Source organism: Amycolatopsis sp. lyj-112 (assembly GCF_046549055.1).
GTDB lineage: Bacteria > Actinomycetota > Actinomycetes > Mycobacteriales > Pseudonocardiaceae > Amycolatopsis.
Map to the genome: position 1 here is coordinate 41,596 of NZ_JAJPWS010000007.1, position 24,845 is coordinate 66,440.

General features: G+C 69.5%; 26 protein-coding genes. 3 read left to right on the plus strand and 23 right to left on the minus strand.

Annotated elements, in window-relative coordinates; all coding sequences use genetic code 11:
- Positions 1-17: 17 nt before the first annotated feature.
- The 10 genes from ACLJRL_RS23145 to ACLJRL_RS23190 form a co-directional block, all read right to left on the minus strand.
- A complete protein-coding gene (locus tag ACLJRL_RS23145; RefSeq protein WP_410658348.1) occupies positions 18-935 on the minus strand; it encodes a hypothetical protein in 918 nt (305 codons plus the stop codon).
- Positions 932-1,705, minus strand: coding sequence for a hypothetical protein (locus ACLJRL_RS23150; protein ID WP_410658349.1), 774 nt, complete (start codon positions 1,703-1,705; stop codon positions 932-934). The genes ACLJRL_RS23145 and ACLJRL_RS23150 overlap by 4 nt, the downstream gene beginning before the upstream one ends.
- An 89-nt stretch (positions 1,706-1,794) precedes the next feature.
- Positions 1,795-3,552, minus strand: coding sequence for a hypothetical protein (locus ACLJRL_RS23155; RefSeq protein WP_410658350.1), 1,758 nt, complete (start codon positions 3,550-3,552; stop codon positions 1,795-1,797).
- A 26-nt stretch (positions 3,553-3,578) separates the two neighbouring features.
- Entirely contained in the window at positions 3,579-4,772 is a 1,194-nt protein-coding gene (locus ACLJRL_RS23160) for an AAA family ATPase (protein WP_410658351.1), read from the minus strand.
- 75 nt (positions 4,773-4,847) lie between these two features.
- The gene (locus ACLJRL_RS23165; RefSeq protein ID WP_410658352.1) at positions 4,848-5,174 is read right to left on the minus strand and encodes a hypothetical protein; all 327 of its coding nucleotides are present in this window, start codon (positions 5,172-5,174) and stop codon (positions 4,848-4,850) included.
- A gap of 46 nt (positions 5,175-5,220) precedes the next feature.
- Complete coding sequence (locus tag ACLJRL_RS23170) at positions 5,221-5,517, minus strand: hypothetical protein (protein ID WP_410658353.1); 297 nt, start codon at positions 5,515-5,517, stop codon at positions 5,221-5,223.
- A gap of 38 nt (positions 5,518-5,555) precedes the next feature.
- A complete protein-coding gene (locus ACLJRL_RS23175) occupies positions 5,556-5,720 on the minus strand; it encodes a hypothetical protein (RefSeq protein WP_410658354.1) in 165 nt (54 codons plus the stop codon).
- 936 nt (positions 5,721-6,656) lie between these two features.
- Positions 6,657-9,593 (minus strand): BTAD domain-containing putative transcriptional regulator, encoded by a 2,937-nt coding sequence (locus ACLJRL_RS23180; protein WP_410658355.1) that lies wholly within the window; start codon positions 9,591-9,593, stop codon positions 6,657-6,659.
- Positions 9,593-10,027: a hypothetical protein gene (locus tag ACLJRL_RS23185; RefSeq protein WP_410658356.1), complete on the minus strand. Its 435-nt coding sequence runs from the start codon at positions 10,025-10,027 to the stop codon at positions 9,593-9,595. Before ACLJRL_RS23185 ends, ACLJRL_RS23180 begins: the two co-directional genes overlap by 1 nt.
- Positions 10,028-10,061: 34 nt before the next feature.
- A complete protein-coding gene (locus ACLJRL_RS23190) occupies positions 10,062-10,523 on the minus strand; it encodes a pilus assembly protein TadG-related protein (protein ID WP_410658357.1) in 462 nt (153 codons plus the stop codon).
- Between the two features lie 21 nt (positions 10,524-10,544).
- Between ACLJRL_RS23190 and ACLJRL_RS23195 the strand changes: the two genes are divergently transcribed.
- Positions 10,545-11,072: a hypothetical protein gene (locus ACLJRL_RS23195; RefSeq protein WP_410658358.1), complete on the plus strand. Its 528-nt coding sequence runs from the start codon at positions 10,545-10,547 to the stop codon at positions 11,070-11,072.
- An 8-nt stretch (positions 11,073-11,080) separates the two neighbouring features.
- On the opposite strand, the gene ACLJRL_RS23200 is transcribed toward ACLJRL_RS23195, so the two are convergent.
- The 11 genes from ACLJRL_RS23200 to ACLJRL_RS23250 all read right to left on the minus strand — a co-directional run bounded on the left by ACLJRL_RS23200 (position 11,081) and on the right by ACLJRL_RS23250 (position 20,120).
- Positions 11,081-11,548: a TadE/TadG family type IV pilus assembly protein gene (locus tag ACLJRL_RS23200; protein ID WP_410658359.1), complete on the minus strand. Its 468-nt coding sequence runs from the start codon at positions 11,546-11,548 to the stop codon at positions 11,081-11,083.
- A complete protein-coding gene (locus ACLJRL_RS23205) occupies positions 11,545-12,483 on the minus strand; it encodes a hypothetical protein (protein WP_410658360.1) in 939 nt (312 codons plus the stop codon). Before ACLJRL_RS23205 ends, ACLJRL_RS23200 begins: the two co-directional genes overlap by 4 nt.
- Positions 12,484-12,535: 52 nt before the next feature.
- Positions 12,536-12,988 (minus strand): TadE/TadG family type IV pilus assembly protein, encoded by a 453-nt coding sequence (locus ACLJRL_RS23210; RefSeq protein WP_410658361.1) that lies wholly within the window; start codon positions 12,986-12,988, stop codon positions 12,536-12,538.
- A 2-nt stretch (positions 12,989-12,990) separates the two neighbouring features.
- Entirely contained in the window at positions 12,991-13,188 is a 198-nt protein-coding gene (locus tag ACLJRL_RS23215; RefSeq protein WP_410658362.1) for a hypothetical protein, read from the minus strand.
- A gap of 53 nt (positions 13,189-13,241) precedes the next feature.
- Positions 13,242-14,135, minus strand: a complete 894-nt coding sequence (locus ACLJRL_RS23220) for a type II secretion system F family protein (RefSeq protein WP_410658363.1) — start codon at positions 14,133-14,135, stop codon at positions 13,242-13,244.
- On the minus strand, positions 14,135-15,064 hold the full coding sequence (locus ACLJRL_RS23225) for a type II secretion system F family protein (RefSeq protein ID WP_410658364.1): 930 nt from the start codon (positions 15,062-15,064) through the stop codon (positions 14,135-14,137). The genes ACLJRL_RS23220 and ACLJRL_RS23225 overlap by 1 nt, the downstream gene beginning before the upstream one ends.
- Positions 15,061-16,437 carry a CpaF family protein gene (locus tag ACLJRL_RS23230; protein ID WP_410658365.1) on the minus strand — a complete coding sequence of 459 codons (1,377 nt, stop codon included), beginning with the start codon at positions 16,435-16,437 and terminating at the stop codon, positions 15,061-15,063. Before ACLJRL_RS23230 ends, ACLJRL_RS23225 begins: the two co-directional genes overlap by 4 nt.
- On the minus strand, positions 16,434-17,327 hold the full coding sequence (locus ACLJRL_RS23235; protein WP_410658366.1) for a MinD/ParA family protein: 894 nt from the start codon (positions 17,325-17,327) through the stop codon (positions 16,434-16,436). Before ACLJRL_RS23235 ends, ACLJRL_RS23230 begins: the two co-directional genes overlap by 4 nt.
- Positions 17,328-17,365: 38 nt before the next feature.
- Entirely contained in the window at positions 17,366-18,079 is a 714-nt protein-coding gene (locus tag ACLJRL_RS23240) for an SAF domain-containing protein (protein WP_410658367.1), read from the minus strand.
- A 128-nt stretch (positions 18,080-18,207) separates the two neighbouring features.
- Positions 18,208-18,594, minus strand: coding sequence for a hypothetical protein (locus tag ACLJRL_RS23245; protein WP_410658368.1), 387 nt, complete (start codon positions 18,592-18,594; stop codon positions 18,208-18,210).
- Between the two features lie 626 nt (positions 18,595-19,220).
- Positions 19,221-20,120: a hypothetical protein gene (locus ACLJRL_RS23250; RefSeq protein ID WP_410658369.1), complete on the minus strand. Its 900-nt coding sequence runs from the start codon at positions 20,118-20,120 to the stop codon at positions 19,221-19,223.
- Between the two features lie 111 nt (positions 20,121-20,231).
- Between ACLJRL_RS23250 and ACLJRL_RS23255 the strand changes: the two genes are divergently transcribed.
- Positions 20,232-20,666: a prepilin peptidase gene (locus tag ACLJRL_RS23255; RefSeq protein ID WP_410658370.1), complete on the plus strand. Its 435-nt coding sequence runs from the start codon at positions 20,232-20,234 to the stop codon at positions 20,664-20,666.
- Between the two features lie 347 nt (positions 20,667-21,013).
- On the opposite strand, the gene ACLJRL_RS23260 is transcribed toward ACLJRL_RS23255, so the two are convergent.
- Entirely contained in the window at positions 21,014-21,373 is a 360-nt protein-coding gene (locus tag ACLJRL_RS23260) for a DUF6355 family natural product biosynthesis protein (protein WP_410658371.1), read from the minus strand.
- 435 nt (positions 21,374-21,808) lie between these two features.
- Entirely contained in the window at positions 21,809-24,055 is a 2,247-nt protein-coding gene (locus tag ACLJRL_RS23265; RefSeq protein WP_410658372.1) for a helix-turn-helix domain-containing protein, read from the minus strand.
- Between the two features lie 301 nt (positions 24,056-24,356).
- Between ACLJRL_RS23265 and ACLJRL_RS23270 the strand changes: the two genes are divergently transcribed.
- On the plus strand, positions 24,357-24,833 hold the full coding sequence (locus ACLJRL_RS23270; RefSeq protein ID WP_410658373.1) for an XRE family transcriptional regulator: 477 nt from the start codon (positions 24,357-24,359) through the stop codon (positions 24,831-24,833).
- Positions 24,834-24,845 lie beyond the last annotated feature (12 nt).

Here is a 24,845-nt window from a genome sequence, read left to right on the forward strand (position 1 = left end):
GCGGCGGGTGGTCTGGGTCAGAGGTCCTCGCGGACGGGGCAGGAGAGTGTGTGTCCGACGCCTGAGGTCAGTCCGGGCGGGCACGGCGCCGGGGTGCCCGTGGCCCGTGCGTCGAGGTAGCGGCCCAGCGCGGCAGGGTCGTTGGCCGTGAACAGCGGTACCTCGCCGCCGCACTCCGGGCACGGATCGAGGACGCGCAGGTCGTCCACCAATCCGTCGAAGGAGGTGAACCGATAGTCGGTGCCGTCGTCGGTGATGGTCACCCGAAACCAGCGCCAGCCGCCGTGCTCACGGTCAGGATCGTCGGTGACCGTCACCACCGTTCTCGCGACACCGAACACCTCGGTCACGTCGCGAACCAGGGCGCGGCGAAGGGCGGCGCGCTTGAGGTAGGCGGGATGGAGGACGGACTCCGGGTCGGGATTCTGCCGCCGGGCCCTCTCGAAGGCCTCGCGGGCACGTCCGGCGAGCGTGATGGCATCGTGCGCCGGGGGCTGTCCGGTGGCGAGAGTGACGCTGTGCCAATCGTTCTCGGCGTTGTCGATGCTGGGGCGGCCGTCGGGCAGGTACAAGACTCGCCCGTCGTCGAAGGTGTATGACCTTCCCGCATAGAGGTCCGTGCGCCACCGCTTATGCAGCGTCGCGAGTTCGTCGTGGTAGCCGGATTCCGCTTGCCCGAACCCGCATAGCGGCCACGCCTCGGCCAGATTGTCCAGCGCGGTCAGGAAGTCGGCCTTGGTGGTGGCGGTCAGGAATTCGCGTCCGACGGGAAGCGCCGCGACGGTCGCGGGGTCGGCAATCCTGTCCGGCCATGCGGATCCGAGGTAGCCGCAGAACTCGGCGGCCGGGCCCGTGCCGATGAAGACCTCGGCGCGGGAGGAGTCATAGGAGTCGCTGGGACACAAGCGCGGGACGGCGGTGGTCGTCGAGGTCATTTCTTCTCCCGGGTTTCCGTCGGTGTGGACGGTGCGGTGGTGGCGTCATCGGCACGGAGTGCCTGTGCGAGCGCGGGAACGCGGGCGAGCGCGGCGTCGATCGGCATTGTCAGGCTGATGTGCACGCTGTCGGCGTTCACGTAGATGTGGACGGGCTCGCACACCGATGGGAACGTGCTTTCCAGTTGTTCGGCGATCTGGCGGTAGGCTTCGTGCTGGCGTGCGTGGGCCTCGGCGCGTTCACGTTGGGCTTTCCGGGCGCGGTCGACCCACTGGTGGAATGCTGGGATGAGCTGCTGGTGGATGTGGGTCGCGACCTCGGTGGCCGGGGTGCCGACAGCGAACGTGGCGACAGGCACCTCGTCACGGCGGTACCACAGGAAGACGTCCCGGAGCTCTGGTGGCAGGTCCCCGGGAACGAGCCTGTAACGCCACGCGCCCGGTTCTTGCACCGGTAGAAAGCGGATGACGGTTCCGGTGGCCAAGCACAGAACATCGGCGGCTTCGTCGCGGTTGCGGCCACGGCCGACCGTCCACTTCCCTGGTAGCGCGTTCGCGACGTCGATCGCGGCGAGAGCGATCCGATCGTCTTTGGTGATGCGTGCGGGTGTCTCAGTCGGCGAGGTCGGGGGCGTTGTCATGGCCTGGGCTTCCTTTCGTTGTCCCGTCCGGAGTGCGGCGTGGGTGGCGGTGTAAGGGTCAATGCGGGTAGCGACCGGGGCCGCCGTGGAATTCAGCTCGCCCACGGTGGCGATGGTGGTGTCGGTCATCGGGAGTCATCTCCACGTTCTCGGTGTGGGCCCGGGCGGGGCGGAGGTGAGGGAGGAGGGTGTCCGCCCCGCCCGGGGTCTGGGGGTGGTTAGCGTGTGGCGCGTAGCGCGGCGGTAGCGGCTTGCCCGATAGCGCGGGCGGTGGTGGCGGGGTCGGTGAGGGTGTGCAGAGTGACGCCGTCCATCGGCCTATTGGAGGGATGGTCGTCGGGTAACAGCCATAGGACCGCGCAACCGGTGGCGCGCAACCGGTCGAGAAGCTTCTGCCCTGGCTGTCGGGTGGCGGGTTCGAAGATCCCGTCTGAGATGATCACTAGGAGGCGGGCGGCGTTCGGGCGTGAGAGGTCGAGGGCGCCGTCGAGGCTTTCGATGGCGTCGTCGATGGCGTGACCGCTTGCACCCGTCCTCAGGGTGCTGACCTGTGCGGGGATGGTTCCGGGGTGGGTGACCGGGGTGATGCGGGCACGTCCGAAGGTCACGGTGGCGGTGGTGGCTGGCACGTCGGTGTGGTGTGCGGCGTTGGCGAGAATCCATGCGGCCGAGGCGACGGGTTCCGTGTAGGCAGCCATGGATCCGGTGACGTCGCAGGCGATGCCGAGCCGCAATGGCGGTGCGGGCACGGTTTTGCGGGTGGTGCGGGTAAACGGTTCAGCGGTGGGGATAGCGCCCGCCGCGCGTTGTGCGGCGGCGGTCATGGCACCGCGCACCCGTAGCCGCCCGGGCGGGATGGGCGAGGTGATCGTGGTGGCGGTGCGGTCGCGGACTCCGGCGGTGGTCAGCGCACGGGCCAGTTGCCGCGCGGCGGTACGTTCGGCCGTGGTCGGTGGGCGGGTGCCCGCGACATGCGGGACGTTCGAACGGCCTCCGGTGCCGAAGGTTTTGTCCGCCGCTGTGACCGCGCGGGCGCGTGCGGCGTCGTCGGCGGCGCGGGCCTCCATGGCCTGGGTGACGGGGTCGGTGGGTGCGGGGTCGGCGGCGGCCGCGCCGTTGATGGCGGTGGCGGCGTCCGCGATCGCTTGCGCCAACGGCGATGGCGCACCGTTCCCGGTCCCGGGCAGGGCGTTGGGATCAGCGGTGCCACGCTCGGGCGGCGGCTGGTCGGGGTCGGTGCCGAGGACCGCGCACCAGCGGCGGCCCAGCTCGATCATGGCGGCGGTGTCGTCGTCAGCCACACGGTGCGCGGCACACCAAATCGCGCGCAGGTCGGCGAGGGTGTCATCGCCGAGAATGCCGCGCACCACACGATCAACCCGAGCGACTTCGCGTTGGTTCAGGATGCCGCCGTCCACGCGGGCCAGCAGTAGCGCGGCGGACTGCGCGGCGTCCTGTGTGGACATGGTCGGCGCGGCGGCGGGGTCATTGGCCTGGGTGTCGGCGAGGATGAGATGGGTGGCGCTCCCGCGCAGCCAGTACCGGTCCTGCGGGCGGCGGCGTAGGTGCGCCGCTTCGATACGGGACTCTTCCAGCAGGATCGCGGCGGCCACCGCCCCCGGTGGCGCGCCCGGAGGCTCCCGCCACACCGAGTGTTTCGCGTGGGCGCATTCGTGGGTGAGCAGCCCCCACGCGGTGCGGTAGCGCTTGCGGTCCCCGACCCGGTGCGGCTCGACGGTGGCGGGGTCGACACCGCTGGCGAGGTGGATTCCGTCGACTTCGATGGCGGCGAGGTCGGGGAAGAAACACGCGGGCGCGTCGTGTCCCGCCCCGGGGGCGACGGTGACCACGAGGTCGTCACGGTCGGCGATGGCGGGAACCTCGTCCCCGAACCGGGCCGACAGCGTCAGCCACCCCGGGGCGGCGGGAAACACGGCGGTAGGTGCGGCGGCGGGTGCGGCGATGTGCGCGGTCATCGTGTGTCCTTTCCGGACGGTCGCGGCTAGAACTGTTCGCCGACGGCGAGCGGGGTGATATGGGCGCCGAAGGTGTTGCGGACCACGTCGGCGACGATCTCCCGGTCTTCTTCCGGGGCGACCCCGATCAGGTTCCCGGCGGCGGTCATGGTGTCCAGCGCGGCGGCGGTGTCTTTGAACGCCAGCAGTTCGCGCATTTGTGGCGCCCACCCGATCTCGCCCTTCTTCTGCCGGGTGGCGAGGTTTTTCGCCACCCGAACCACTTTCGGGTCGACCCCGATCCGGGCGGCGAGGTCATAGTCGGTGGTCACCTGGATCTGGACCCGGAACCGGGACGACAGGGCGGGACTCAGTACCGCGCCGTGCACCCCGGGGTTGTGCCCACCCACCACATAGAAGCCCGGTGCGGCGTCGACACGTTCTCCGTTGTTGGCCTTGATGATGATGTGCCCGCGCCCGTCCATGACCGGGTACACCACCGCGAGCACAGGCGCGGGAATCAGAGTGAAGTCATCGATGAAGAACGCGCGCCCCTCACGCATCGCGGTCACCAGCGGCCCGTGCGCGAACGCGTAACTCCCGCCCGGGGCCGGGACGTAGCCACCCACGATGTCGTCCACCGTGGTGTCACTGTCGCCCGGCAACGTCACCGCGTCGGCGAACGCGGCCTCGACCAGCGACGTCTTGCCCGTCCCCGGGGGCCCGTACAGCAGCGAGGGCACCTTGCTTTGCCGCAACTGCCGCAACACCGTCACATCCGAACTTCCCGCCAGTTTGCGCGGGTAATACAACTGGCCATTCGGGCGCCGTACCGGGGTAGTCACCAGCGCGGGCGCAGTCACCTTTTTCGGCCCGGGGGCCCGTTTCGGCGTCGCGGGCGCGGGCGGCGTGGCGGCGGTGGCGGGTTCGGTGGCGCGTGCGCTGATCACGGCGGTCGCGGCGGCGGCGGAGGTGTTGGCGTTTGCGCGGTAGGCACGGGAAGGCTGCCCCAGGTAGTCCGCTTCCCCGCGCGTTACCAGGGTTTCCAGGGCGTTGCCCACCGCACCGGATGACCGGTTCAGGGCGCGGGCGGCGGCGCCCGCCGTCAGTCCTGCGTTGGCGGGTTGCTGGGTGAGCAGGTCGGCCACCATGCGGCGGAGTTCGCCGTTGCGCAACCGGTGTGCCGCGCCCGGGGCGGCGGGCGCGGTGCCCGTGGCCGGAGTCGTGGCGTTCGTGGTCATCGTGCTGGTTTCCCTTCACAGCAATGAGTTTCGGTGGTCATGGCGCGGCGGGGCCGGGGCGGGTGGCGCGGATGACTACGCGCGGCGCAACGTGGTGGTGAGTGCGAGCACGGCGTGGCCTTCGCTGGGGGCGGGGTATTCCGAGCCGTCGGCGGTCACCACCCGCCATTCCGACTGCCGCACGATGTCGGCGGGAAAGTAGCTACCGACAAACGCGCCGTCGGGTCCGGTTACGGTGCCGTACAAAAGTTGTTGCCGGTCGGCGGGGTCGATCACCACACCCGTGACGGTGCAACCGTTTTCGGCGTTGGTGCGGGTCACCACTTCGGGTTGCACGTCGTGGCTCATGGTCGGGTCGACCACGTACACCACGCGTTCCGGCTGGTTGTCGTCGTGGTTCATGGTGTTGCCCCTTTCGTTGCGGTGTCGCGGTTTCGCGGTCGGGTGATCAGTGGGCGCGGTGGGGAAGTCTGCCGACGACGGCGACGGTGTGGGTGGTGTCGTCGTAGGTCGCGGCGTCGATCACGTGCCCGCATCCGTCGCACTTGTACAAGGGTTCGACCCACCGTTTGGGGGCGTGGGCGGTGTCGTCGCCGTTGCTGTCGATCATGCAAAAGCCGCTACTGTGTGGCGTGTTCCCGCACACGCACACCCAGCGTTCGCAGTCGTGGGCGGTGATCGTGGCGACGGTGGCCGCGCGCATGGTCGGCACGTCCGGGTGCGGCGTGGCGGTGTTGTGGTTCATGGTGTTCGGCCCCTTTCGCGGTGGCACGGTGGGCGTGGTCAGTGGGTGGCGGCGAATTCGGCTTCCGCCGCTTCGGCGTCCCGGGTGTGGGATTCGGCGGCCACGTCGGCGGTGTCGTGGTCGGGGTAGGTGTTGGACCAACCGCAATAGCAGTGCGCGGCGGCGGTGCCGTCGGGGTTGTCGGTGGTGTCGGCGTAGCACATAGCAATCCCCAATCACGTGTTTGCCGGGTTTCCGCTTTCCGGGGGATATTCGCGCCCGGTGCGATGGTTGTCGTTGTTTCCGGTTTTCCCGGTGACACAACAAACGTAACTCGACCCCGGGCGCCGCGCAATAGTTTTCCGGGGTCAATTTCGGGGAATTTCGCCTATCTTTTCGCGTGAATGCACGCGATTTAGTGGAAATGTTTGTGCAGGTCAGGCGGTTGCGGCTTAACTGAGAAGAGAGCAGCCGGCCGCAGGTGAAACCGCGGATAAATGTAGCTTTTTTCAGTAAATAGAAAGAGAAGGGAGGAAAGAGAGAAGGTGAGTGAGATACGAGGGTGAGCACTGATGAAACGATGACGGAGCCGCGTGACAACGCCGCCGGGCCTGATGTGTTCACCTGCTTGGTGTCAAGCGAGTCTGGGATACCGGTGGATCCCCCTGGAGGGGGTGTGACCTGCGAGAACGGCTGACATGGGGGGATCCACCTTAGGCGGATACCGGAAGGCGAGGCTGATAGGCCGGGTCGGCGGCCCTGCGGTTGGCAGTCACGCTCCGCGTCGCCGGAGGCGACGGGGGCGGCACTGAGTGACCGCGCCGACGGTTCGGGCCCGGTATGCAAGGCGGTGTCCGCGCGCCGGATATGCGGGTCGCCACGGCGGCGCCAGGGTGTCTTTGCGGCGCGCAAGAGTCGCCGGTAAAACTCGGCGAGAGCCGATGTCAGACGTGCCAGGGAATGCGATTGTGCGCCCACGAAGTTCTTTTTCTTTGGCCTCGATGGTTGTGCTGCCGCGGTCGACGCTAGCATCGGCGCGGACGGAATCGCGGCGGGAAATCGAGGCATTTCGCTGTTCCGCACAAATACCTTTACCGCGCGGGAAACGTGCCTCGATCCCGAATGGGTGGGACGTGTTCGCGAACCGGCGGTGTGTTCATTCATGGCGCCGTGGATCGGGAGAAGTCCTCGACCAGTATCCCGGTGTCGCGGGCGCGTAGCCGCTGGGCGAGGTCGACGGTGTCCGCGCCGGGCGTGGTGTCGATTTCACCGAGCCGGATTCGCAGGAGGTCCAGGGTGCGGGAGATGGCGTCGTGCCGGCCGAGTGTGTGCTGCAGGCGCATGATGTCGCGGTAGATCAGTTCGTTGTGCGGATCGAATGCCCGCGCGGTTTCCAGCAGATCCAGGGTGTAGTCGGGATCGGCCTCGACGCGGGAGCGGGCGAGCGCGGCCACGGCGTCGAGCGCGTCGCGCCGGGTCGCTTCCCGCGCCGCGGTGAGCCAATCGGAATCCAGGCCGCCGGCCAGGGCTCCGCCGTAGTGGGCCACGATCGCCTCGTAGGCGTCAGCGCGGCGCTCGGCCGTGCCGGCGGTGCGGCGGCGGGTCACCGCGTCGGCGAAGGTCCAGTAGTCCACCTCCACCACGGCCGGGTCGAGCCGGTACTGGCCGTGCTCGGCTAGGACCAGCTCGCCGACGGTGCCGCGGGTGGCGATGTCGAGGGCGCGGCGGATGCGGGACAGGACGGTGCGCAGCACGCTGGCGGGATTGCGGGGCGGTTCGTTCGGCCACAGGGCGTCGACGATCGCGTCCCGGGACACTCCGCCGGGATGGACCGCGAGGAAGACCAGCAGTTCGAGCGGGCGGCTGCTCAGCTCCCCGGACAGGTCGCGCAGCTCCCCCTCGGCCTGGCGGGGGTCGGGGCGCCAATGCAGGGCCGGGGCACCAAATACCGTCAGTGCCAGCGGTGCGGGTGTCCTCGGCTCCGTGCCGGCCGCGTGCGGGCGGGGTTCCTCGCCGGGGTCGCTGGCCGGGGACGGTTCCGGCGCGGGTGGTCCCGCGGTGATCTCCAGTCGTCGCGGGTCGCCTGCGGCGTTCTGCGGCGGGGCCAGGGACGTCGTGTCCGGCGTTGTCGCTGTCTGCCGGGGCTCGGGGGCGTCGCGGGGCGGGTCGGCGTCGGCGGTGCCGCTGTCGGTGCTGTCGCGGGGTGCGGCGGTGCGGAGGAAGCCCAGGAGGTCTCGGGTCGCGGTCTCGGGCAGGGTGAAGGCACGGCTCCCGCGCAAAGGTTCGCCTAGGCCGGGATCGGTGGCCGAGATGATCCCGCCGGCGGTGACGTAGGCGGTTACCCCGGCGCGCCACTGGCCCAGCACCAGCGCGGTGAGCCCGTGCTGGCCGTGGTTGTCGAGCAGGTGCTGCAGCCGCGCCTGCTGGCCAGGGTCACCGGGTGGGGATGCGATCAGGACGACGGGCCGCGGCGGCACCGGGGCCTCGAGGGAGGCCAGGGCGGTGTCCAGGTCGGCCACCACGGTGATCGACGTCGGCAGGTCGGTGGTAGCTCCCGGCACACCGAGCAGGCGGGCCACGTCGGCGCTGGGCACGTAGACCCTGCACGTTGGCGCGTTCTCGAAGGAGTCGGCCAGGAGGGTGAGCAGCAGGGCGCGGGCCGCGGCGTAGCCGCCCGGCCCGACCAGGCCGAGCCCGTGGACACGGGCCAGGTCGAGGGCGACCTGGGTCCCCTCGCCTGCTGTGGCGGCCCCTCCACCCGCGTGAGAAGGCGTGGTGTCGAGCGCGATGTCGACCACTGATGGCAACGTCGCCGGTCCGGTGGCCCTGCCGGCGGGTGTAGCGGGGCCGATCACGCGGCGGAAACGAGGTACGAGCACCGTCAGCCGGGTCTCGTTGCCCGTCCCTTCCGGTGCGGTGCCCGAGCGCGGCGCCGGGTCTTCGCCGCCGGGTTCACGACGCTCGCGCCTGCCCGGATCGCCGGTCGCGATGTCGGTCTCGGCGTCCAGTTCGAGGTCTTCGTCATGATGCTGGGCGCGCAGATGAGCCAGGCGCAGCTGGTACACGACCGGGGCTACGGGCGGGTCGTCGTCGCGCCGGCCGCTGCCGGGCCGGTACCGAGCGTGGCGCCACCGTCGCGTGAGCACGAGCAGGGCGCTGACCGCGGCGGCCAGGCCCAGGCTGACAAACACCTCACCACTCCCCCAGCTCGCCGCGCCTCCAGCGGGCCTGGCTACGTCCGGGTCGGCGGCGGGTGTGGCGCTGGGCGTCGGGGCCGGAGCAGGCTCGGAAGGAGCTGGCGTGACCGTGCTCGGCGTCGGGGGCGCTGATTCGGTGTCGGGCGCAGAAGGCACAAATTCAGGCGGAGGCGGGGCGGGCGTCGGGCTGGTGGTGGGGAGGTGGAGGGTGTCGCCGGGGTGGATCAGGTTCGGGTTGGTCAGGGTCCGTCCGCCGGGCTGGGCGCTGCCGTGGTTGAGGGCCCAGATTTCCGGCCAGCGATCACCTTCCCCCAGGCAGCGGTGCGCGATCCGCCACAGCGAGTCGTGCACCCCGTTCTCCGGCGGGCGGACCCGTTCGATCCCGGGCTCGGCCGGAAGCCGGGGCTGTACATCGGTGACCGGTGCCGTGGACGTGGGAGCGGTGACGGCCACCTGGGCATTGCCGGCGGGGTGCGCGGCATCGGCGAGGGTGAGGGGTGCGGCGGTGGCGGTACGGCCCAGCACGGCCACGAGAAGGGCGCCGACGAGCACCGCCGCGACGCGCCGTACCGGGCCTGTCTGCCGTTTCAGGTCTGATACTCGGGCGCCGCGGGCGACGTCGGCCGCGCACGCGGCGAGGTCGAGGACGAACACCAGCCACAGCAGCCAGGCCAGGCAGGCGAGGGTGTTGAGCAGGAACCGTGGAGACATCTGCGTCATCAGCATCGTGCCGATCTCGTCCATGCCCGGCAGGTGATCCGGCAGCGGCCAGCCCACGCCGTAGATCAGCGCCCACGGCAAGCCGGCCACCAGCGCGGCCAGCACGACGGCGGCGAACAGCCCACGCATCACCCGGCCCAGCAGCCGCGCGGTGCGCGTGAGCGGCGCACGGGAGGGCATCAGCTACTCGCCGCGGCGAGGGCCACCCCGCCGTTGCTGCCGGCGGCCGGTGCGGCCGGTGCGGGCGCGGTGGGCCGGGTGGCGCGCGGTGCGGTGGCCTCAGGGGTGTCCTTGCCGGGGGTGCCGTTGTTCTTCGCGGTGCTGGGGCGTTTGCGTTTGCCGCCGCGGGCGGCCTTGGTCATCTGGTCGCGCCAGTGGGTGAGGTCAGTGGCGGGGACGTCGGTGACTGCGGCGAGCTCGGGCACGTCGATGACGTCGCCGGCCGCGGTGAGGACCTCGCCGAGCTCGCGTTCGAGGTCGGCGAGCTGCCCGGCCAGTTCGGTGTGCCGGCGGGCCAGCTCCCCGACGGTGGCCGCCGCTCGCTGGCGGCGGGCACTGCGCGCGGAGTCGGTTTCCTCCAGGCGGCGGGCGATCTCTTCGTCCGTGGTGACCATCCCGGTGTTCTCCCTTCCGTTGGCAGGCCGGTGATCAAGGCTCGATGCCGGTGACCCCGCGCTGCGGATGTGCTGCGCCCCGCCCGTGGGTGTGGATGTCGTCGATCCCGGCCAGCGACAGCAGCTGGGTCCGGTAAGTGGCGGTGACCTCGACGGTCACCGTGTCCCCGGCCACCGCCACGGTGCCGGTCGCGCCGACGCTGGACAGGTACCGCTGCGCGAGGTCACGCGCTCGCGCCGGATCGATCCGAATGGTGCCGTCGTCGCGATATGCGGCGAGGTCGAGCGCTTGGGCGCCGGCACGGGCGGCGGACTCGGCCTGCCCGCCGGCACGGACCTTGCTCGCCAGGGCGAGGCCGCCGTCCAGGCTCAGCCCGGTCAGAGCGAGCAGCCCGATCAGGAGAGCGAGCACGAACGCCGTGACCCGGCCCTCCTCCGCCCGCCACCACCGCAGATGTGCAGGCGTGCTGGACACGCGGGTGCGCAGCGAGCCCACGGGGTGAGCAGAATGTGCGGCGTGACCGCATCCGAGACCCTCGACTCTCCCGTCGCGGCCGAGGATCGTGTGACCGCATGGCACGAGGCCGCGCACGCGGTCGTCTACCTGTTGCAGGGCCGGTCGCTGCGCTACGTCACGCTGCGCCCCAGTGGCGCCGGGCGTGCTGGTTTCACCGCGGTCCGGCCCCGCCGGGCCGATCTGTCCTCGGTGGCGGTCGTCGCGCACGCCGGGCCGCTCGCTCAGGCTCGCTATGTCCTCGAGGCGATCAGCGCTGACGAATGGCTCGACGAGGGTGTGACCGTGGAAGACATCCGTCTCGGCGCCTACCTGCACGGCGGGCACGACGACCTCGCCCTGATCGCCCAAGCCCGCCAGGCCTACGGGTTCTCCGACCGCCAGCCCGATCTGTGGGCGGGGATCGCGCAGGACCTGGTCGACCGGCACTGGACCGACATCGGCCGTATCGCCGAAGCGTTGGTCGAGCGCCGGACGCTGACCGGCGCCCAGCTCCGCGCCTGCGTTCCCGGGCTCCCGCTCGCGCGCTGACAACGTCATCAGGCACCACCCGGCCGGGCCTGGGACCGGTAGGTGTCGACGACTTCGCTGGCGGACGAGACCAGGGTCTTCCCGCCGGGAACACCGAGCAGGACGGCCTGTCCGAAGTCCACGGTGCAGCGCACCTGCACGGTCACCGCACTGGCAGGAGCCAAGGTGCCGGACATCGTGGTCGTCACGTCGCGGCACACCACGCCCGCTTGGGCCAGCGCGGCGCCGGCGGTGTCGCGGGCGGCGGCGGCAGCGGCGGGTGTGGTGCGGTGCAGGGTGGCGGCGCGGGCGGCCTGGTGGGCAGCGCCGTCGAGCCGCAGCCGCGCGTCGACACCGCGGTGCACCACCACAGCGGTGAAGACCAACAGCATGACCAGCACCGGCGCCAGCAGGACAGCTTCGGCTGTCACCGAGCCGCGCTCGGCACTCCACCAGGCCCGTGCCCCTGCGACCTGTCGGTTTTCTTGCCGCGTCACGACTGCCCCTCCCCTGCCGGGCCGTCGGCACCGGGCGGACTGGTCGTCGCACGGTGAGGTGGCAGCAGCGTGAGCCGGGGCCACTCCACAGGTGGACGCTCCCAGGGGAATTCCCCTGCCTGGGCGAGGTCGCGGGCCGCGGTGACGTGAGCGAACACGTTCTGCGGCAACGCTTCCGCGGCGCCGGCCAGGCGGCGCAGCTCGTCGCGGCCGGGCAAAGCGGCCAGGACACGATCGGTGCGGCGGGTCAGGTCGGTGCGCCGTAGTTTCGCTTCCCACGCGCGGGTCAGCAGCAGGCAGCCGCGCAGATGCCGGGCGACCTCGGCCAGGTCGTGGTCGATCGTGCAGGCCACTTGGCGTACCGCGGCCACCAGGTCCTCGCCGGCGTCGGGATCGGTGGCGAGTTCCTCGGCGAGGACACGCGCGTCACGGCCGCGGTCCAGACAGCACAATGCCTCCCACACCACCCGGTGCGCCTCACCGGGCAGAGCGGGGTTGATCCAGGCGCGGGCCGGTGTGCGGTGCAGCTCGTCGACTCCGGCCAGCAACTCCCGCACCAGCCTCGCGGTATCGGCCCCGAGGTCGGCGAAATCCCTGCTGCGCCAACCCTCGCCGCGGCGCAACCGGGTACGGGAAGTATCACCGTGCGGCCCCCGTCCCTCGCGGGCCGCGCACGTAGCGCGCCATCCGGCGAGCACGACGATCAGGACCACGGCGGTGAAAATGAACTTCCCGGCGAATCCGTTTCCCGCCACCAGCGCGAATCCCACGACAGTCGCCCCGGCCAGTCCTTTCAGGACAGTGCCCGGTCGGACCGCGGCGAGGACCTGCCGGCGCTGCCAGTGGCGCGCGGTGACGGTGGGATGAAGCAGCACGGTGTCCGGCCCGTCCGGGAATACGCCGTCGAGCACCGGCGAATGGCTGAGGTTACCCATCAGGAGACTCCTGTCGATCTCGCACCAGAAGCTGGCTCTGGATAAGGAAAAGTCAGGGTGCTGTGTCCGTATCAGGCACGAAGCGCTCGACCTCGCCGGCGGTTTCGGCGTGCACGTGCAGCTGCACACCGGGCAGGACCGCGGCGGCCTCGCCACGGACACTCACCGCAACCGAGGTCGCGTCACGGACGACGGTGAGCCGTGGGTCGCGCAGCGGGCTGGCGGCGAGGTCGTCGAGCAGCCGCTGCCCCGCGGCGTGTCCGGCGCCGGCGGTGCCGTGCTGGACGCGGGCCGCGGCCAGGGCTTGCGAGGCGGCGGCCTGGGCGACATGAGTGGCGTGGGACCACACGGCGAACTGGATGATCGCCAGCAACGCCAGCAGCAGCAACGGTGTCGCGATGACCAGCTCGACCGTGACCTCGCCCCGGTCCCCGGACAACGCTCGCCGGACACGGCGAGCCAGCCGGCTGCGAGGCTGTCTCGGTGAGGGGTTTCGGGCCGGCATGGTCAGCCAATCCCGAGGTTGATCGACGTGGCCTTCGCGGTCAGTTTCGCCACGATGATCGCGATGATGGCGATCGCGGCGATGGCCATCAGGGCGGTGATGATGACGGTGGTGGTGATTTCACCGCGCTCGGGTTCGGCTCGCAGCACGGCGATCCTCGCCGAGACCACTGTCCATATCGTACGGACGTATTGCTTCATGGTTCCTTCTTTCGTTTCTGTGCAAGGCTTTTTCGCCGCGACTCCACGCGGACCTAAAGCCCGTTGAGGACCTGAATGACAGCGGGATAGGCGATGAATCCCAGGAAACCGAGGAACAGCAGCGTCACCGGCAGGGCCATGCGTTCGGTGGCGGCCTGGGCGTCGGTTTCGGCGTCGGTGACCTGATGGGTCCGCAGCGCTTGGGCTTTCGCCGCCAGGGACGCACGGACGCGAGCGCCTTCGGTCCCGGCCAGGGAGATCGACGCGGCGAGCTCGGCGAGCTCAGTGATGTCGAGTTCCTCGCCGAGCTGGCGCAGCGTGGCCCAGGGGGTGGTGCGGGTCAGCTGGGCGGCGTGCAGTGCGCGGCGGATCTTGTCGAACGCCGGCCCTGTCCCGACGGCCGCGGCGTCTCCGAGGGCCGCCTCGACCCCGGCTCCCCCGGCGAGGGTGATCCATACGAGGTCGAGGAAAGCGGACAGGGCGTCGCGGAACTCGCGCCGCAGTCGGGTGCCTTTGGTGCGGACGTCGAGATCCGGGGTCACGAACCCGAGTGCGGCGAGCCCGAGCCCGGCCAGCAGCGGCACCTCGATCCCCAGCGATAGCCCGCCCAGAGCCAACAGGGCTTGCAGCAGCCACGGGGCCAGCAGCCCGGCCACGGCGAGCACGGCTTTCGACGCCAGATGGGTATCGACACCGCGGCCGGTGACCCGCAGATCGGCTGTGGTCTTCGCGCTGGGCGGGCCGAGCATCCGAAGCCCGGGGGCGAAGACCCGGCCCCAGGTACGCACCCAGCCGGCATCTGCGGCCATCACGATCGGCGTGGGCGGCGGGCCCGAGCTGACCTGGGCGAGCTGGTCGCTCAGCGCGGGGTGCGGTGGCACAGCCCAGGTCAGCAGCAGCCACAGCCCGGTACCAGCACCGGCGCCGAACACCAGAGCGGGAATCATCAGCGCTCACCTCCGCCGACAGTCGCGTCACTGCGGTCTCGCGCTCCGGTGGGCTGCGGGGTGTCCAGGGCGAGCACCCTGCTCTGCCGGCCGCCGGTCGCGATCCGGGCGAGCCAGGCGAACCCGGCGGCGAACAAGCCCCCGATGAGCAGCAGGACGATTTGGCCGGTGGCGGTGTTGTAGACGTCGAGGTAGGCGCGGTTGAACACCACGACCCCGACAGCGAACGCGAGGGTGGTGGCGACGATGCCCCGCACTGAAGTGCGGGTCCGCGCGCGGCCGGTCTCGACGCGCATCCGCATCGCGGCCTGCTCGCGGGCGGTGACGGCCAGGGAGCCGAGCAGGTCCCCGAGCTGGCGTGCCTGGTGCTCGGCCGCGAGCACGAGGGCGGCGAGGACGAGGTCCGCGGTCGGGTCGTCCAGCTCGCGCGCCAGCGTGCGCAGGGCCGGCGCCAGGCGCTGCCCGCTTTCCAGCCTCGCGGTGAGAGCCGCGACCTCGCCGCGGATAGCCGCGGGCGCGAGCGGGGCGGTGGCGAGGATGGCTTGCTCAAGCCCCGCCGCGGCGGACAGGACGTCGCGCAGCATCTCCGTCCACGACGCGATCGCCTCGATCCGCGCGACCCGGCGGGCGTGGGCACGGTCCGGGCCCACCAGCCGGGGCAGGAACCACACCGCCGCCGCGGCCACCACCGCGCCCACCACCCACCCAGTCACAGCCCCGGTCAGCACGCCCGCGCCGACCGCCACGACCAGGCGCGGCAACGCCTGGCCGTGGCCTGCCCGGCCACGGACGGCACGACACAGCCCGCGAGTCCGCGAGAGTGCCGATGTCGCGGGGGTCCGGCGGCAGGCGGCGGCGATCAGCAGCACGCCGAGGGCAGCACCCAGCCCTAAGACGGCGGCGACGATCGTGGTGGTGTCGATGCTCATGGTGTCCACCACCCCTCCGGCCGGGCCAGCAGGTCCGGGTCGAATCCGGCGGCGATCAGGTCGTCGAGGGTGTCGGTGCGCAGTGCCCCGGCCACCGGCATGGCACGGCGGTCCGGGCCGCGGCGGTAGACCTCGTTGGAGATCACCGCACCGTCCTCGGCATCGACGACCTCGCGGACCGAGGCGATCACCCGCGTCGTCCGGTCGGCGGCACGGTCGAGGTGCACAACAAAATGCACCGCTGAGGCGACGAGCAGCGCGGTGGCCTCGAGTGGTAGCCGTTCCGGGCCTTGGGCGGCGTAGGAGGCGAGGCGGGTGAAGGCGATCTTCGAGCTGGAGGCGTGCAAGGTGGCCATGGAGCCGTCGTTGCCCTGGGACATGGCGTTGCACATCGGGATGACCTCGGCGCCGCGGATCTCGCCGACGATGACGCGGTCCGGGGACATGCGCAGACCCCAGCGGACGAGTTCGGCTTGGTCGATCGCGCCCTCGCCCTCGACGTTGGGTTCGCGCGATTGCAGGGCGGTGACGTCGGCGTGCAGCTCTGGATCCCGGTCGAGGCCGAGTTCGAAGGCGTCCTCGACGGTGACGATCCGCTCGAGCGGGTCCATTTCCGAGGCCAGGCCCCGCAGGAGGGTGGTTTTCCCGGCGCCGGTGCCGCCGGTGATCAGCACGTTCTTCCGCGCCCGGACCATCGCGCGTAGGAACCGCTCCAGACCGACATCGAGGGTGCCGCGGCGGCGCAACTGCGGGAGGGTGGCGGTGAGGTAGCCGTGCCGGCGGATCGTGCACGCCGTCACCCCGCCCGCCGTCAAGCCGAGGACGGCGAAGAGCCGTTCGCCGCCGGGTAGTTGCAGGTTGAGTGCGGGGCTGCCGCGGTCGAACCGGCGCTCCTCCGACGACGCACGGGCGGCGAGGGTGCGGATCAGGTCGGTGAGTTCCACGTTGGAGGAGGCCACGGGGGCGACCTGGGCGCGGCGACCGTCGGTGTACTGGACGAACACCCGGTCGTAGCGGTTGACCGCGATCGTCTCCACCGACGGATCCGCCAGCAGAGGCTGCAGCCCGCCCAGACCGAACACCTCGTCCAGCACCTGCTCGACGACGCGCTGCTCGGCCGCCGAGTCCACCAGGGCGCGTCCAGCGAGAAGTTCGGCCTCGCTGTGTGCGGCGACCGCGGTATCGAGGACCTCGCGGCCGATCTCGCGGCGCCGGGCCACGCTCAACCCACCGCCGCTGGTAAGGGACATGGTCTCGACCCGGCCGGGCAGGTCCGTGGTCAGCGCCTGCCGGAGCTGGGCGCGCAACCGTTGCTCGGCATCCTCCGGGCCGGTCTCGGCGAAAGGCGCTGCGGGGTGATCGGTCTGAGTCATGCGAGTGGTTCCTTCCCGGCAGTGCTGGGCTGATGACCGTTGCTCCGCAGATCACTGACCTGCGGCGGCGTGGACGCCGGCCGGAGCGTGGGCGGCCTGTGTCCGGGCGGGGCGATGAGCACGCCAGCGGGCTGGCGCACCTGCTGGGCAGGCACACCCGGCACGCCGGCGGGCATGGTCGCCGGTGGCGCGGCGGTGGGTCTGGCGGGTTCGGCCAGGGTGCGGGCGAGAGCGGCGGCGTGGCGGGCAAGGCCACCGCGATTGCCGCGACGGCGGACCGGTGGCGGCCGGTGCCCGGTCAGGGTGGCGGCAGCGACCGGGTCGTGCGGGAGACGCCCGATCGCGGGCACCCCCAGCTCGCGCTCCACATCCACGGTCGGATAGCCCTCGCCGGTCAGCAGCAAGCCGGGACGTGGCGTCCAGCGGGCCAGCTCGCCCAACCGGGCCGCGGCGTGGGCGAGGTCATCGCCCTGGGTTCTGGTCACCAAAATCAGCGCATCGGCGCAGCGTGCGATCGCCTCGGCCGGTGATCCGGGATCCACCCGGCCGCAATCGGCGAACACCACCACACCCGATTCGCTGGCCACGGCGGGCAGCAGCGGCCCGTCCGGGGCAGTGGCCAGGGTCGACAGCGCGGCGCGGGCGTGCGCGCTACCTGGCGGGGCCACCAGCGCGCGGGCGCCGCCGGGCAAGGCCTGGGTGTGGTTCCACACCACCGCGGGATCGCGGGTGCGACGCGCGGCGGCGGCGAGGCTGACCAGCCCCGGCGTGGCCGGCAGGCCGAACCGCATCGCCAGATCACCCCCTGCCGGGTCGACCTCCGCGACCAGACGGCGGGTGCTCTCGGCGTGCGGCCACGTCACGGCCAGCGCGACAGCCAGGGTGGTCACTCCCGGCGAACCTTTCACCGAGCACAAGGCGATCAGCATCACCGCTCACCGCCCGCGGGTTGCATCACCAGCGCGAGCTGCCCGGCCGGGACCTGCGCCAGCTGCGACGCCCCGCTCGTGTCGAGATCCAGCGACACCACCGAGGTCTGATCCGTTCCCGCGGGCGCGACGCCGACGACCGTGGCCCGCCAGGAGGTTCCCGGCGCCTGACCTCGTCCGGTGGTCGAGGTTCCGGTCGCGGCGGCGGTGACAACGACAGCTACCGGGGCACCGGCAGCGAGTTCCGGCGGGAACTGGCCGGGTTTGACCCCGACCGCGACCACCGCCCGGCCTGCCGCCGGGATCGCGGCAGCGCCCACCGCCTCCGGGATCAGCAGTGCTCCGGCGCCGAGGCTGGTCGCCATCGGCCGCCCCAGCACGCTCGCCGCCTGATCCGCCCGGATCAGGGCTACGCCCGGCGCGGCGGAAACATCGATGCCGCGCAAGTCCGCAGGCGTCAGCACATGGCCAAGCGGGACCGGCTGCGCCAGCGCCAGCACCGGGACTCGGTCCTGGGTGCTGGTGGTCCACCACACCGCGCCCCCGACGCACAGCACGACCAGCAGCACCCCTGCCACCAGGTGCGGCAACCGGCGCCGGCGACCTCGGTGCGGAGCCGACCTCGACGGCGAACCCGAGGAATCCAGCCACGACACCGGTCGTGCTTCACCGGTCGCGTTATGGCCACGTGCGGGACTATCGGTACTGGTCACGAGAAACCCCTCCAGGCATAGCTCAACCGCACCACGCATTCACCTGGCGAGAAACGCCGCCACGAATACACGGTCAGGAACGAAAGGAAACGAAATCGACTGATTCAGTGAGGAAAAGCCATTCCGGCTTAGCCAGTGCCCAACGCTTGGGCTTCGACGACCCGGAAAGACGCTGATCCGCTGGTGGTCATGTCCGGGAACGTGCCCGACGCCCCGGCACCAGACCACGTGATCCGCCACGACACGGTCGCCAGGGCGGGAAACCGCTCACCCGGCGCGCCAGCCGACGATCGCTGGTAGGTGTGGCCGCAGTCGGGCGACGCCGTCTGCGGATCCCTGTACGCGGGGAACGGCGTGCCCGGTCCGGTGCAGGTCACGGTGTTCCCGTCGCCCATCGCCCAGGACACCGAGATCGGGGTCGCGGTCGCGGTGACCGACACAGCAGGTACTGATGCCGTCGCGGATTTCGGCTGCCACATCGCGCGGTCCAGCCACAGCCACGTCGGCAGCTGCACCAGCTGCGTCCCAGCCGGGCTTGACGCAATCACCGGACTCGGCAACCGCAATTGCGACCGCGCCTGTTCAGCCAGCTCCGCCGGTGACGGCAGCGGCGCCGCTCCGGGAGCCTGGCCATTCGGAAACCACACCGGTGCCCGGTAGAGCGCGTCCCGCATACCCTGACCGGAACATTGGTAGACGTACCACCCGCCCCCCTGTCCCGGAACTTGTGCCAGCAACGGGCCTTCAAGCCGCGACCGAGAGAGCGATACGAACTGCGCACCACCAGAACCCGAGGGGCGAGGGTGATAGCTGACCGTCTGCACACCGTTCTCCGGTGGCTGGTAGTCGCTGCGCACGTACGAGCAATCCGCTTGGTTGCTCTCGCCGCCGACGATCCGGTCACCGGGCGGAGGAGCCGGAGTGCCCGGCCTGTCTCCTTGCGATTTCGGCTCGCCGGGGCGCGGTCCCGGATTCGGTGCGGGGGCACCGCGACCACGTTGTCCAGCGCCGAGCTCGCATCCGGCGTACGAGCTTCGACCGCAGTCGACCTCGCCATACCAGTCGCTTGCCAGGGCGGGCACGACGCTCGCGAAAATCGCAGCGGAGGTCAGTATGGCCAGGGTTCCCATCCGTCTGGCTGTCAACATGTTCCGTTCCCTTCCACAGCGAACCGGGTCACCCGCCAGGAGCTGTCGACGGCCAGCTTCACCTCGGCGTTGATCAGGTGCTTGCCGCCGGGCTCGCTATCGGCGAGCTGGCCGTTGTCCGCGCGGTATTTCAACCAGTTGCTGGCGTCCGAGCAGTCGCGGATCATGACGGTTTTCGGCGTGTCGTGGGGTTCGACGGACTGCACGACGGGGATGTTGACCGGCTTACCTTTGGTGATCAGGCCGTTGTAGTGATCGGCGTACATCTGGCGCGACAGCAACGACAGCGCGTCGCCGGTGGCGTGGTCGGCCAGCCGGGGTGACTGCCAATCGGACGTGGTCGCCACGGCGGCGACGTCCTCCCACATGCCCACGTAGGCGGTGGTGGCCTTCTGCTTGGCGATGTCGGCAGGCGAGCTAGCCGTGGTGCTGGGGGGTGGTGGCGGTGCCGGCGTCGAAGACGTCGGGGCTACGCCGTTGTCTGAGCTGCAGGCGCTCATGCTCAAGCCGAGTCCGGTCGCGATGGCAAGGGTGGTTAGGACGAGGCGGGTGCTGCGGTAGTGGGTCATCACGGTCCCCCGGTTCGTCGACGATCGCTGGTCAGGGTGGGCAAGCGACGCCGTGACACTTAACGGCGGTGAGCTCGTCTCAAGACCGACTTTCGTGGCGTCGGCTTTCTGGGCGACCTCGTCGGAATGAAGTTCACCCATTGGTTTGACAGCAGGTCGGTCTGGAAATCGGGCGGGCAGGATGGCGTAAAGGGTGATCACACGAGGGCTGGAGGAGTCGTGCAGCTGACGGCGAGCAGCTGGTGGTGGAGTGGCAGTGCTGCCGCCGCCGGCCTGGTGCTCGGTGCAGCAGCGAGCGGGCTCACGCGCCGATTCCTGCGACACGGGCGGACACTGGCCGGGGCGTGGTGGTTCGGCGCAGTGCTCACGGCCGCCGCCCTGGGGTTGCTGGGCTGGAGAGTGGGAGCCCACGGTGAGCTCGCTGTCTATGGATTCGTGGCCGTGTTGGGGGTTCCCTTGGCGGTGATCGACTGGCGCGAACACCGGCTGCCCCGCGTATTGATGTGGCCGCAGCTTGCCGGCGCCGTGCTGGGGTTCGCGATGTTGTGCTTGACCCGTCACGACCCCACCTCGGGTGTTCGAGCGCTTGCCGCACTCATCGCGGCGAGTGGGCTGTTCCTGATCCTCGCCGTCGCCACCGGCGGAGGTGTCGGGGCCGGCGACGTCAGCGCCGCCGCGGTAGTCGGTCTGGTGACCGGGTGGATCGGCTGGGCCCAGGTCGCCGGAGCACTGCTGACAGCCTCGCTGCTCGCGTTGGTCATGGCCGCTGCGCCCGGCGTCGCACGCCGTGATGACGACGGCGCCACGATGATGCCGTTCGGGCCGTGTCTCCTGGTGGGCGCGCTGGTCATGGTGCTGGCAAGCGGATAGAACGCCCTCGCCAGGCGCGGTCGCTGCGTGGGTATCTGGTGTGCCATCGTTCTTCCTCCCTGCTTGACGACACTGATAGCGGGTGAGGCCTTACCGGTTGATGGGGTCGCCGGGGTGGCGCTTGAGGGGGAGGAGCGCCACCCCGGCGGTACTTCCGCCATTCCCCGACACACCGACGGAATTGCTTGTAGTTGAGCGGTTAGTTAGAGCGGCGTGACGGGCCAAGCTGGGCGGCGAGCCTGGTCTCCCGCCACGCCGCGTCCGGGGCCGGATCCCCCGGAGCGCCAGAACTATCGCCGCCGATCAGCAAGTCCAGGGTCGACGATGACGATTCTGGCGAGTCTTGATCACACCGGGCCGTAGTAACCCGGAATGCAGCGGGTGCCTCCGTTCCACCAGGCGCCGATCACCCGCCATCTGATGACCGGTTGGAGGTTGGTAGTTCCGGGCCCGACGCAGTAGCGGAAAAGGTCGCCCCAGAAATCCTCGACGTCCAGCATCACGGTGGAACCTGTCCCGCCATCGCAGTGCCGATACTTCCCCCAGCCGAGATACCCGCATCCCTCGCTGACGGTGACGGGACCTCGAGACGCTGCTTCTACTGCTGTGGCAACGTTTGCCGTCGCGCCCGATCCTGCGACGGCGAGTGCGGCCACCGCTCCGGCGAGGCCATACCGAATTTTCCGAGTTCGCGAAATACTAATCATGTCCTCAACTCTCAGGCTTAGTGGTCGGCAACAATGGAACAACGAACCTCATGGCAGCCTGCAGATCGGCGAATTCCATGTAGAGAAGTTGAGTTGTTCTGCTATTGACTATCCACCACCGCGAGGTGAGCGGGAACCCGTCAAGTGAGCACAACGTTGTCCCGATTTTGTGTTGATCTTGTCCCGATCCTGTCAAGACCGACATGATTTTCATTAACCGTGGCTGCCGCGCGACACAGGATATGCATCGAAGCACCCAGCGATGGAAACACTTGAGCCCAGCCAGATCCATCCCGACGGTTCCCTCTGAAGATCAGGAATCATGACTTGTTCAGGCAGCGCAACAAAGCGCGCAATCGCGTTCAATCGCGATAATGACAGATTACCGTGCCCTCACTGATGGGCGCAGACCTGAATCAGGGGTCGAATTCTTTTCTATCCGGTCAGATTTCCGCGCAGCGCGGCGCGCGCACGGATTTCGTGTGCCCGCGAGTCGCGGACACTTTCCAGAATGTCAGCAGCTTGTTCGTAGGCGGCACTGGCCTGCGGACGAAACCCTAAAGCGGTCAAGGTGTCGGCTCGCGCGATCAGGGTGTCGGCGAGATTCCATCGCTGCCACGGACGCTGTCGAAGGGAGGCCGCGGTATCAAGGTGTGCAAGCGCCGCTCGGTGTTCGCCGCGGCGAAGCAGCAGGACGCCGAGGTTGTGGTTCGCGAGACTATGGATGCCGTCAGAGTCGATACTCCGAGACAGGCTAAGCGCGTCGCGCGCGGTGTCGAGAGCACGCTCGCGATCTCCGGCGTCATGTCGAGCGAGAGCTAGTGCTGCCCGGTTCATGGTGATGCCGATGCTGTGATGAAGTGCCTGGAACTGGTTGTCCGCCGCCTGGAAGTGGGCGATCGCGTCGCCGTGCTGTTGGCCGTCGGAGAGGGCGAGAGCTAGGCCATGCGCGGTCCATGCCGCTGGCAGCTCATCGCCGAGTTCGGCGAAGAGTTCGAGAGCTTGAGTGAGGTGCGAGATGGCTTCGGTTGTGCGGCCGAGGTCGCGCTCGGCCCAGCCGAGGACTTGCAGGCTACGAGCGATTCCTTGTGTGCTTTCCGCTGCGGTCGCGGCATCGAGTCCGTCGTTGGCAGCGATGAGCCAGTCTGTCCACCTTCGAGTGATTGCGAAGTATGGCAGGAAGGCTGTCGGCAGGATCCACAGAAGGTCCTTCGCGAGATGACTGCGCGTGTTCTTCCCAATCTGCAAGGCGGTCGCGACTTCCGTGTCGCACCAGGACATCGCCTCGTCAAAGCCGAGCTTGCCCTGCCCGACGTCCGCGAACAGACTGCTGATTGCCGAGTCACGCCAGTTCGGGATGAGCGAGTTGTTGGCGGAAAGCGCTCGTGCGGTGTACCACCTGAGAACCCGGTCTTGCGCCATCTCGACATCCCGAAGGTGTTCCTCGACCAGCGCGCGCTGAAATGCATACGCCCGCAAGAGGTAGTCGATGCTGTAGCGGCCTCCTGCGACGGGATTTACTAGGTTGGCCTGCCGAAGCAGCGTGAGAAGTGACTCCGCGAGGTCGGGTTCAATGTCGGCGAGTACAGCAGCGGAATCCGCGCTGACGGTGCAGCCGGGGCTGATCCCCAGCAGACGGAACAACCGGGCCGCTGCCGGCGGCAGCGCGAGGTAGGACAGGTCGATTACGCCATGAATGTTGACCGTGGGATCCGGCGATGTGAACAGGTCGAGCCGGTGGCGGTCGGTCGCAAGGCGGTCGGCCATCTTGCCCAGGGTGCAGTCGGGACGCTGCTGGAGGTGTTCCGCGGCGATCAGGACCGCCATGGGCAACCGCCCGCAACGCCGTACGATCGATTCCGCCGCCACGGGGTCCACGGCGAGCCGATGACGGCCGGCGCGGCTGGCGAGCAGAGCCAGTGCGTCGGCGACCGGCAAGGCGGGCAAGTCGATAGATAGGCCACCGGTCCGCAGCAGCAGGCTGGATTGGTGCTCGCGGCTGGTGACAACGACGACGCTGCCGCCTCCAGGTAGCAAGTGACGCACCTGGCTGTAGTCGGCGATGTTGTCGAGGACGACGACGGCGGGACGCTCGGCGAGGATCGATCGGAAGCGGGCGGTCCGCACTTCGAGCGTGCCGTTCAGGTCCGCCTGGCCGGCACCCAGGGCCTGCAAGAAGCCGTCCAGAACCTCCTCCGGCGATCTAGGCACACCAGGGCCGAGCCCGCGCATGTCAGCAAAAAGGCAGCCACCAGGGAATCGATCAAGGATGCCGGTGACCCAGTGCACGGCAAGGGCCGTTTTCCCAACCCAGAAACTTCCCTCGATCACGATCATGCGGGTGCCCCCGCTCGCCGGGTCCGCGAGTGCGGCGTCCATCGCCCGCAAGGTGTCGGCGCGCCCGACGAAGCCCGGGACATCAGCGGGCAGCTGCATCGGTTTGTCACCACCGACGGAACCTTCCGACCGCTGCTGCGCGGCGAGGCATTCGAGTTGCCCACTCGCGTCGAGGACAGCGTCGATCTGGCGAACGACCTCAGGCAGAAGAGGCCGGTGGCCGTGGAGCAGTTTGGATAAGTAGCTTGGGCTGTAGCGGGCTTTTGCGGCCACGTCACCCAGGCTCATTCCCCGCTCGCGACGCAACCGGTGCACCGCCTCGGCAAAGCCGTTGATGTGTCGCATCTGCGTCTCCCCATCCGCAGAGCAATCGACCGCGCTAGTCGCGGGCCGCTCTTGCCCCGCTGCGCCGGGATGAGCCCGGCCATTCCACGCGTACTGGCACCATTGAGGTCACCATCGGCCTCCGTCCGACCGTCAAGGTCTGCGTCTTCCTACTCCACCTGGGTGGCGAACTTTCTCCTCAGTTGAGGCGTCGTAGATCCGAGACTATTCTCAGCAGAAAGCTGATTTCAACTGACGAGAAAGTGATCACCCGATCGGGTGTCTCACCAGAGAAGACACAGTGGTCGTCTTGGAGGCCTAGGTGGAAGGGCAAGCGAAGCGAACGCTAGCCGCGAAGCTGAATGATCTCTTCGCCGCGACGAAGCGATCCGACGGCAGAGAGTGCACCAACGAGCAGGTCGCTGCCGCTCTTATCGCTGGTCAGCACGTAAAAAAGGCATCTCACAGCTATATCTGGGGGCTGCGTAACGGCACGAGAGACAACCCCACGCGGGGTTACTTGCAGGGGCTCGCCGCTTTCTTCGAGGTTCCAGTCGGATATTTCTTCGATGACGACGAAGTGGTACGGCAAGTCGATCAGCGGCTGGAAGCGCTGAAGGTCGAGCGCGCGAAGCTGGACAACCTCTCCGGGGACAAGGAGATACAGCTCCTGGCGATGCGCGCCGGCCAGCTGTCACCCGAACGACTGAAGCTGGTGAAGGACATGCTCGACCTCGTCTACCAGCAAGAACAGGCTGAGAGGCGTTCTCCACCCGATGGAGGGCATCCAGGCGGCTAACACGGACCGCCC

Excerpts from the sequence above, each read along its gene's own strand:
- ACLJRL_RS23145 (WP_410658348.1), bottom strand. The coding sequence starts at position 935 with ATGACCTCGACGACCACCGCCGTCCCGCGCTTGTGTCCCAGCGACTCC.
- ACLJRL_RS23150 (WP_410658349.1), bottom strand. The coding sequence starts at position 1,705 with ATGACCGACACCACCATCGCCACCGTGGGCGAGCTGAATTCCACGGCG.
- ACLJRL_RS23155 (WP_410658350.1), bottom strand. The coding sequence starts at position 3,552 with ATGACCGCGCACATCGCCGCACCCGCCGCCGCACCTACCGCCGTGTTT.
- ACLJRL_RS23160 (WP_410658351.1), bottom strand. The coding sequence starts at position 4,772 with ATGACCACGAACGCCACGACTCCGGCCACGGGCACCGCGCCCGCCGCC.
- ACLJRL_RS23165 (WP_410658352.1), bottom strand. The coding sequence starts at position 5,174 with ATGAACCACGACGACAACCAGCCGGAACGCGTGGTGTACGTGGTCGAC.
- ACLJRL_RS23170 (WP_410658353.1), bottom strand. The coding sequence starts at position 5,517 with ATGAACCACAACACCGCCACGCCGCACCCGGACGTGCCGACCATGCGC.
- ACLJRL_RS23175 (WP_410658354.1), bottom strand. The coding sequence starts at position 5,720 with ATGTGCTACGCCGACACCACCGACAACCCCGACGGCACCGCCGCCGCG.
- ACLJRL_RS23180 (WP_410658355.1), bottom strand. The coding sequence starts at position 9,593 with ATGCCCTCCCGTGCGCCGCTCACGCGCACCGCGCGGCTGCTGGGCCGG.
- ACLJRL_RS23185 (WP_410658356.1), bottom strand. The coding sequence starts at position 10,027 with ATGGTCACCACGGACGAAGAGATCGCCCGCCGCCTGGAGGAAACCGAC.
- ACLJRL_RS23205 (WP_410658360.1), bottom strand. The coding sequence starts at position 12,483 with ATGGGTAACCTCAGCCATTCGCCGGTGCTCGACGGCGTATTCCCGGAC.
- ACLJRL_RS23210 (WP_410658361.1), bottom strand. The coding sequence starts at position 12,988 with ATGCCGGCCCGAAACCCCTCACCGAGACAGCCTCGCAGCCGGCTGGCT.
- ACLJRL_RS23215 (WP_410658362.1), bottom strand. The coding sequence starts at position 13,188 with ATGAAGCAATACGTCCGTACGATATGGACAGTGGTCTCGGCGAGGATC.
- ACLJRL_RS23220 (WP_410658363.1), bottom strand. The coding sequence starts at position 14,135 with ATGATTCCCGCTCTGGTGTTCGGCGCCGGTGCTGGTACCGGGCTGTGG.
- ACLJRL_RS23225 (WP_410658364.1), bottom strand. The coding sequence starts at position 15,064 with ATGAGCATCGACACCACCACGATCGTCGCCGCCGTCTTAGGGCTGGGT.
- ACLJRL_RS23230 (WP_410658365.1), bottom strand. The coding sequence starts at position 16,437 with ATGACTCAGACCGATCACCCCGCAGCGCCTTTCGCCGAGACCGGCCCG.
- ACLJRL_RS23260 (WP_410658371.1), bottom strand. The coding sequence starts at position 21,373 with ATGATTAGTATTTCGCGAACTCGGAAAATTCGGTATGGCCTCGCCGGA.
- ACLJRL_RS23265 (WP_410658372.1), bottom strand. The coding sequence starts at position 24,055 with ATGCGACACATCAACGGCTTTGCCGAGGCGGTGCACCGGTTGCGTCGC.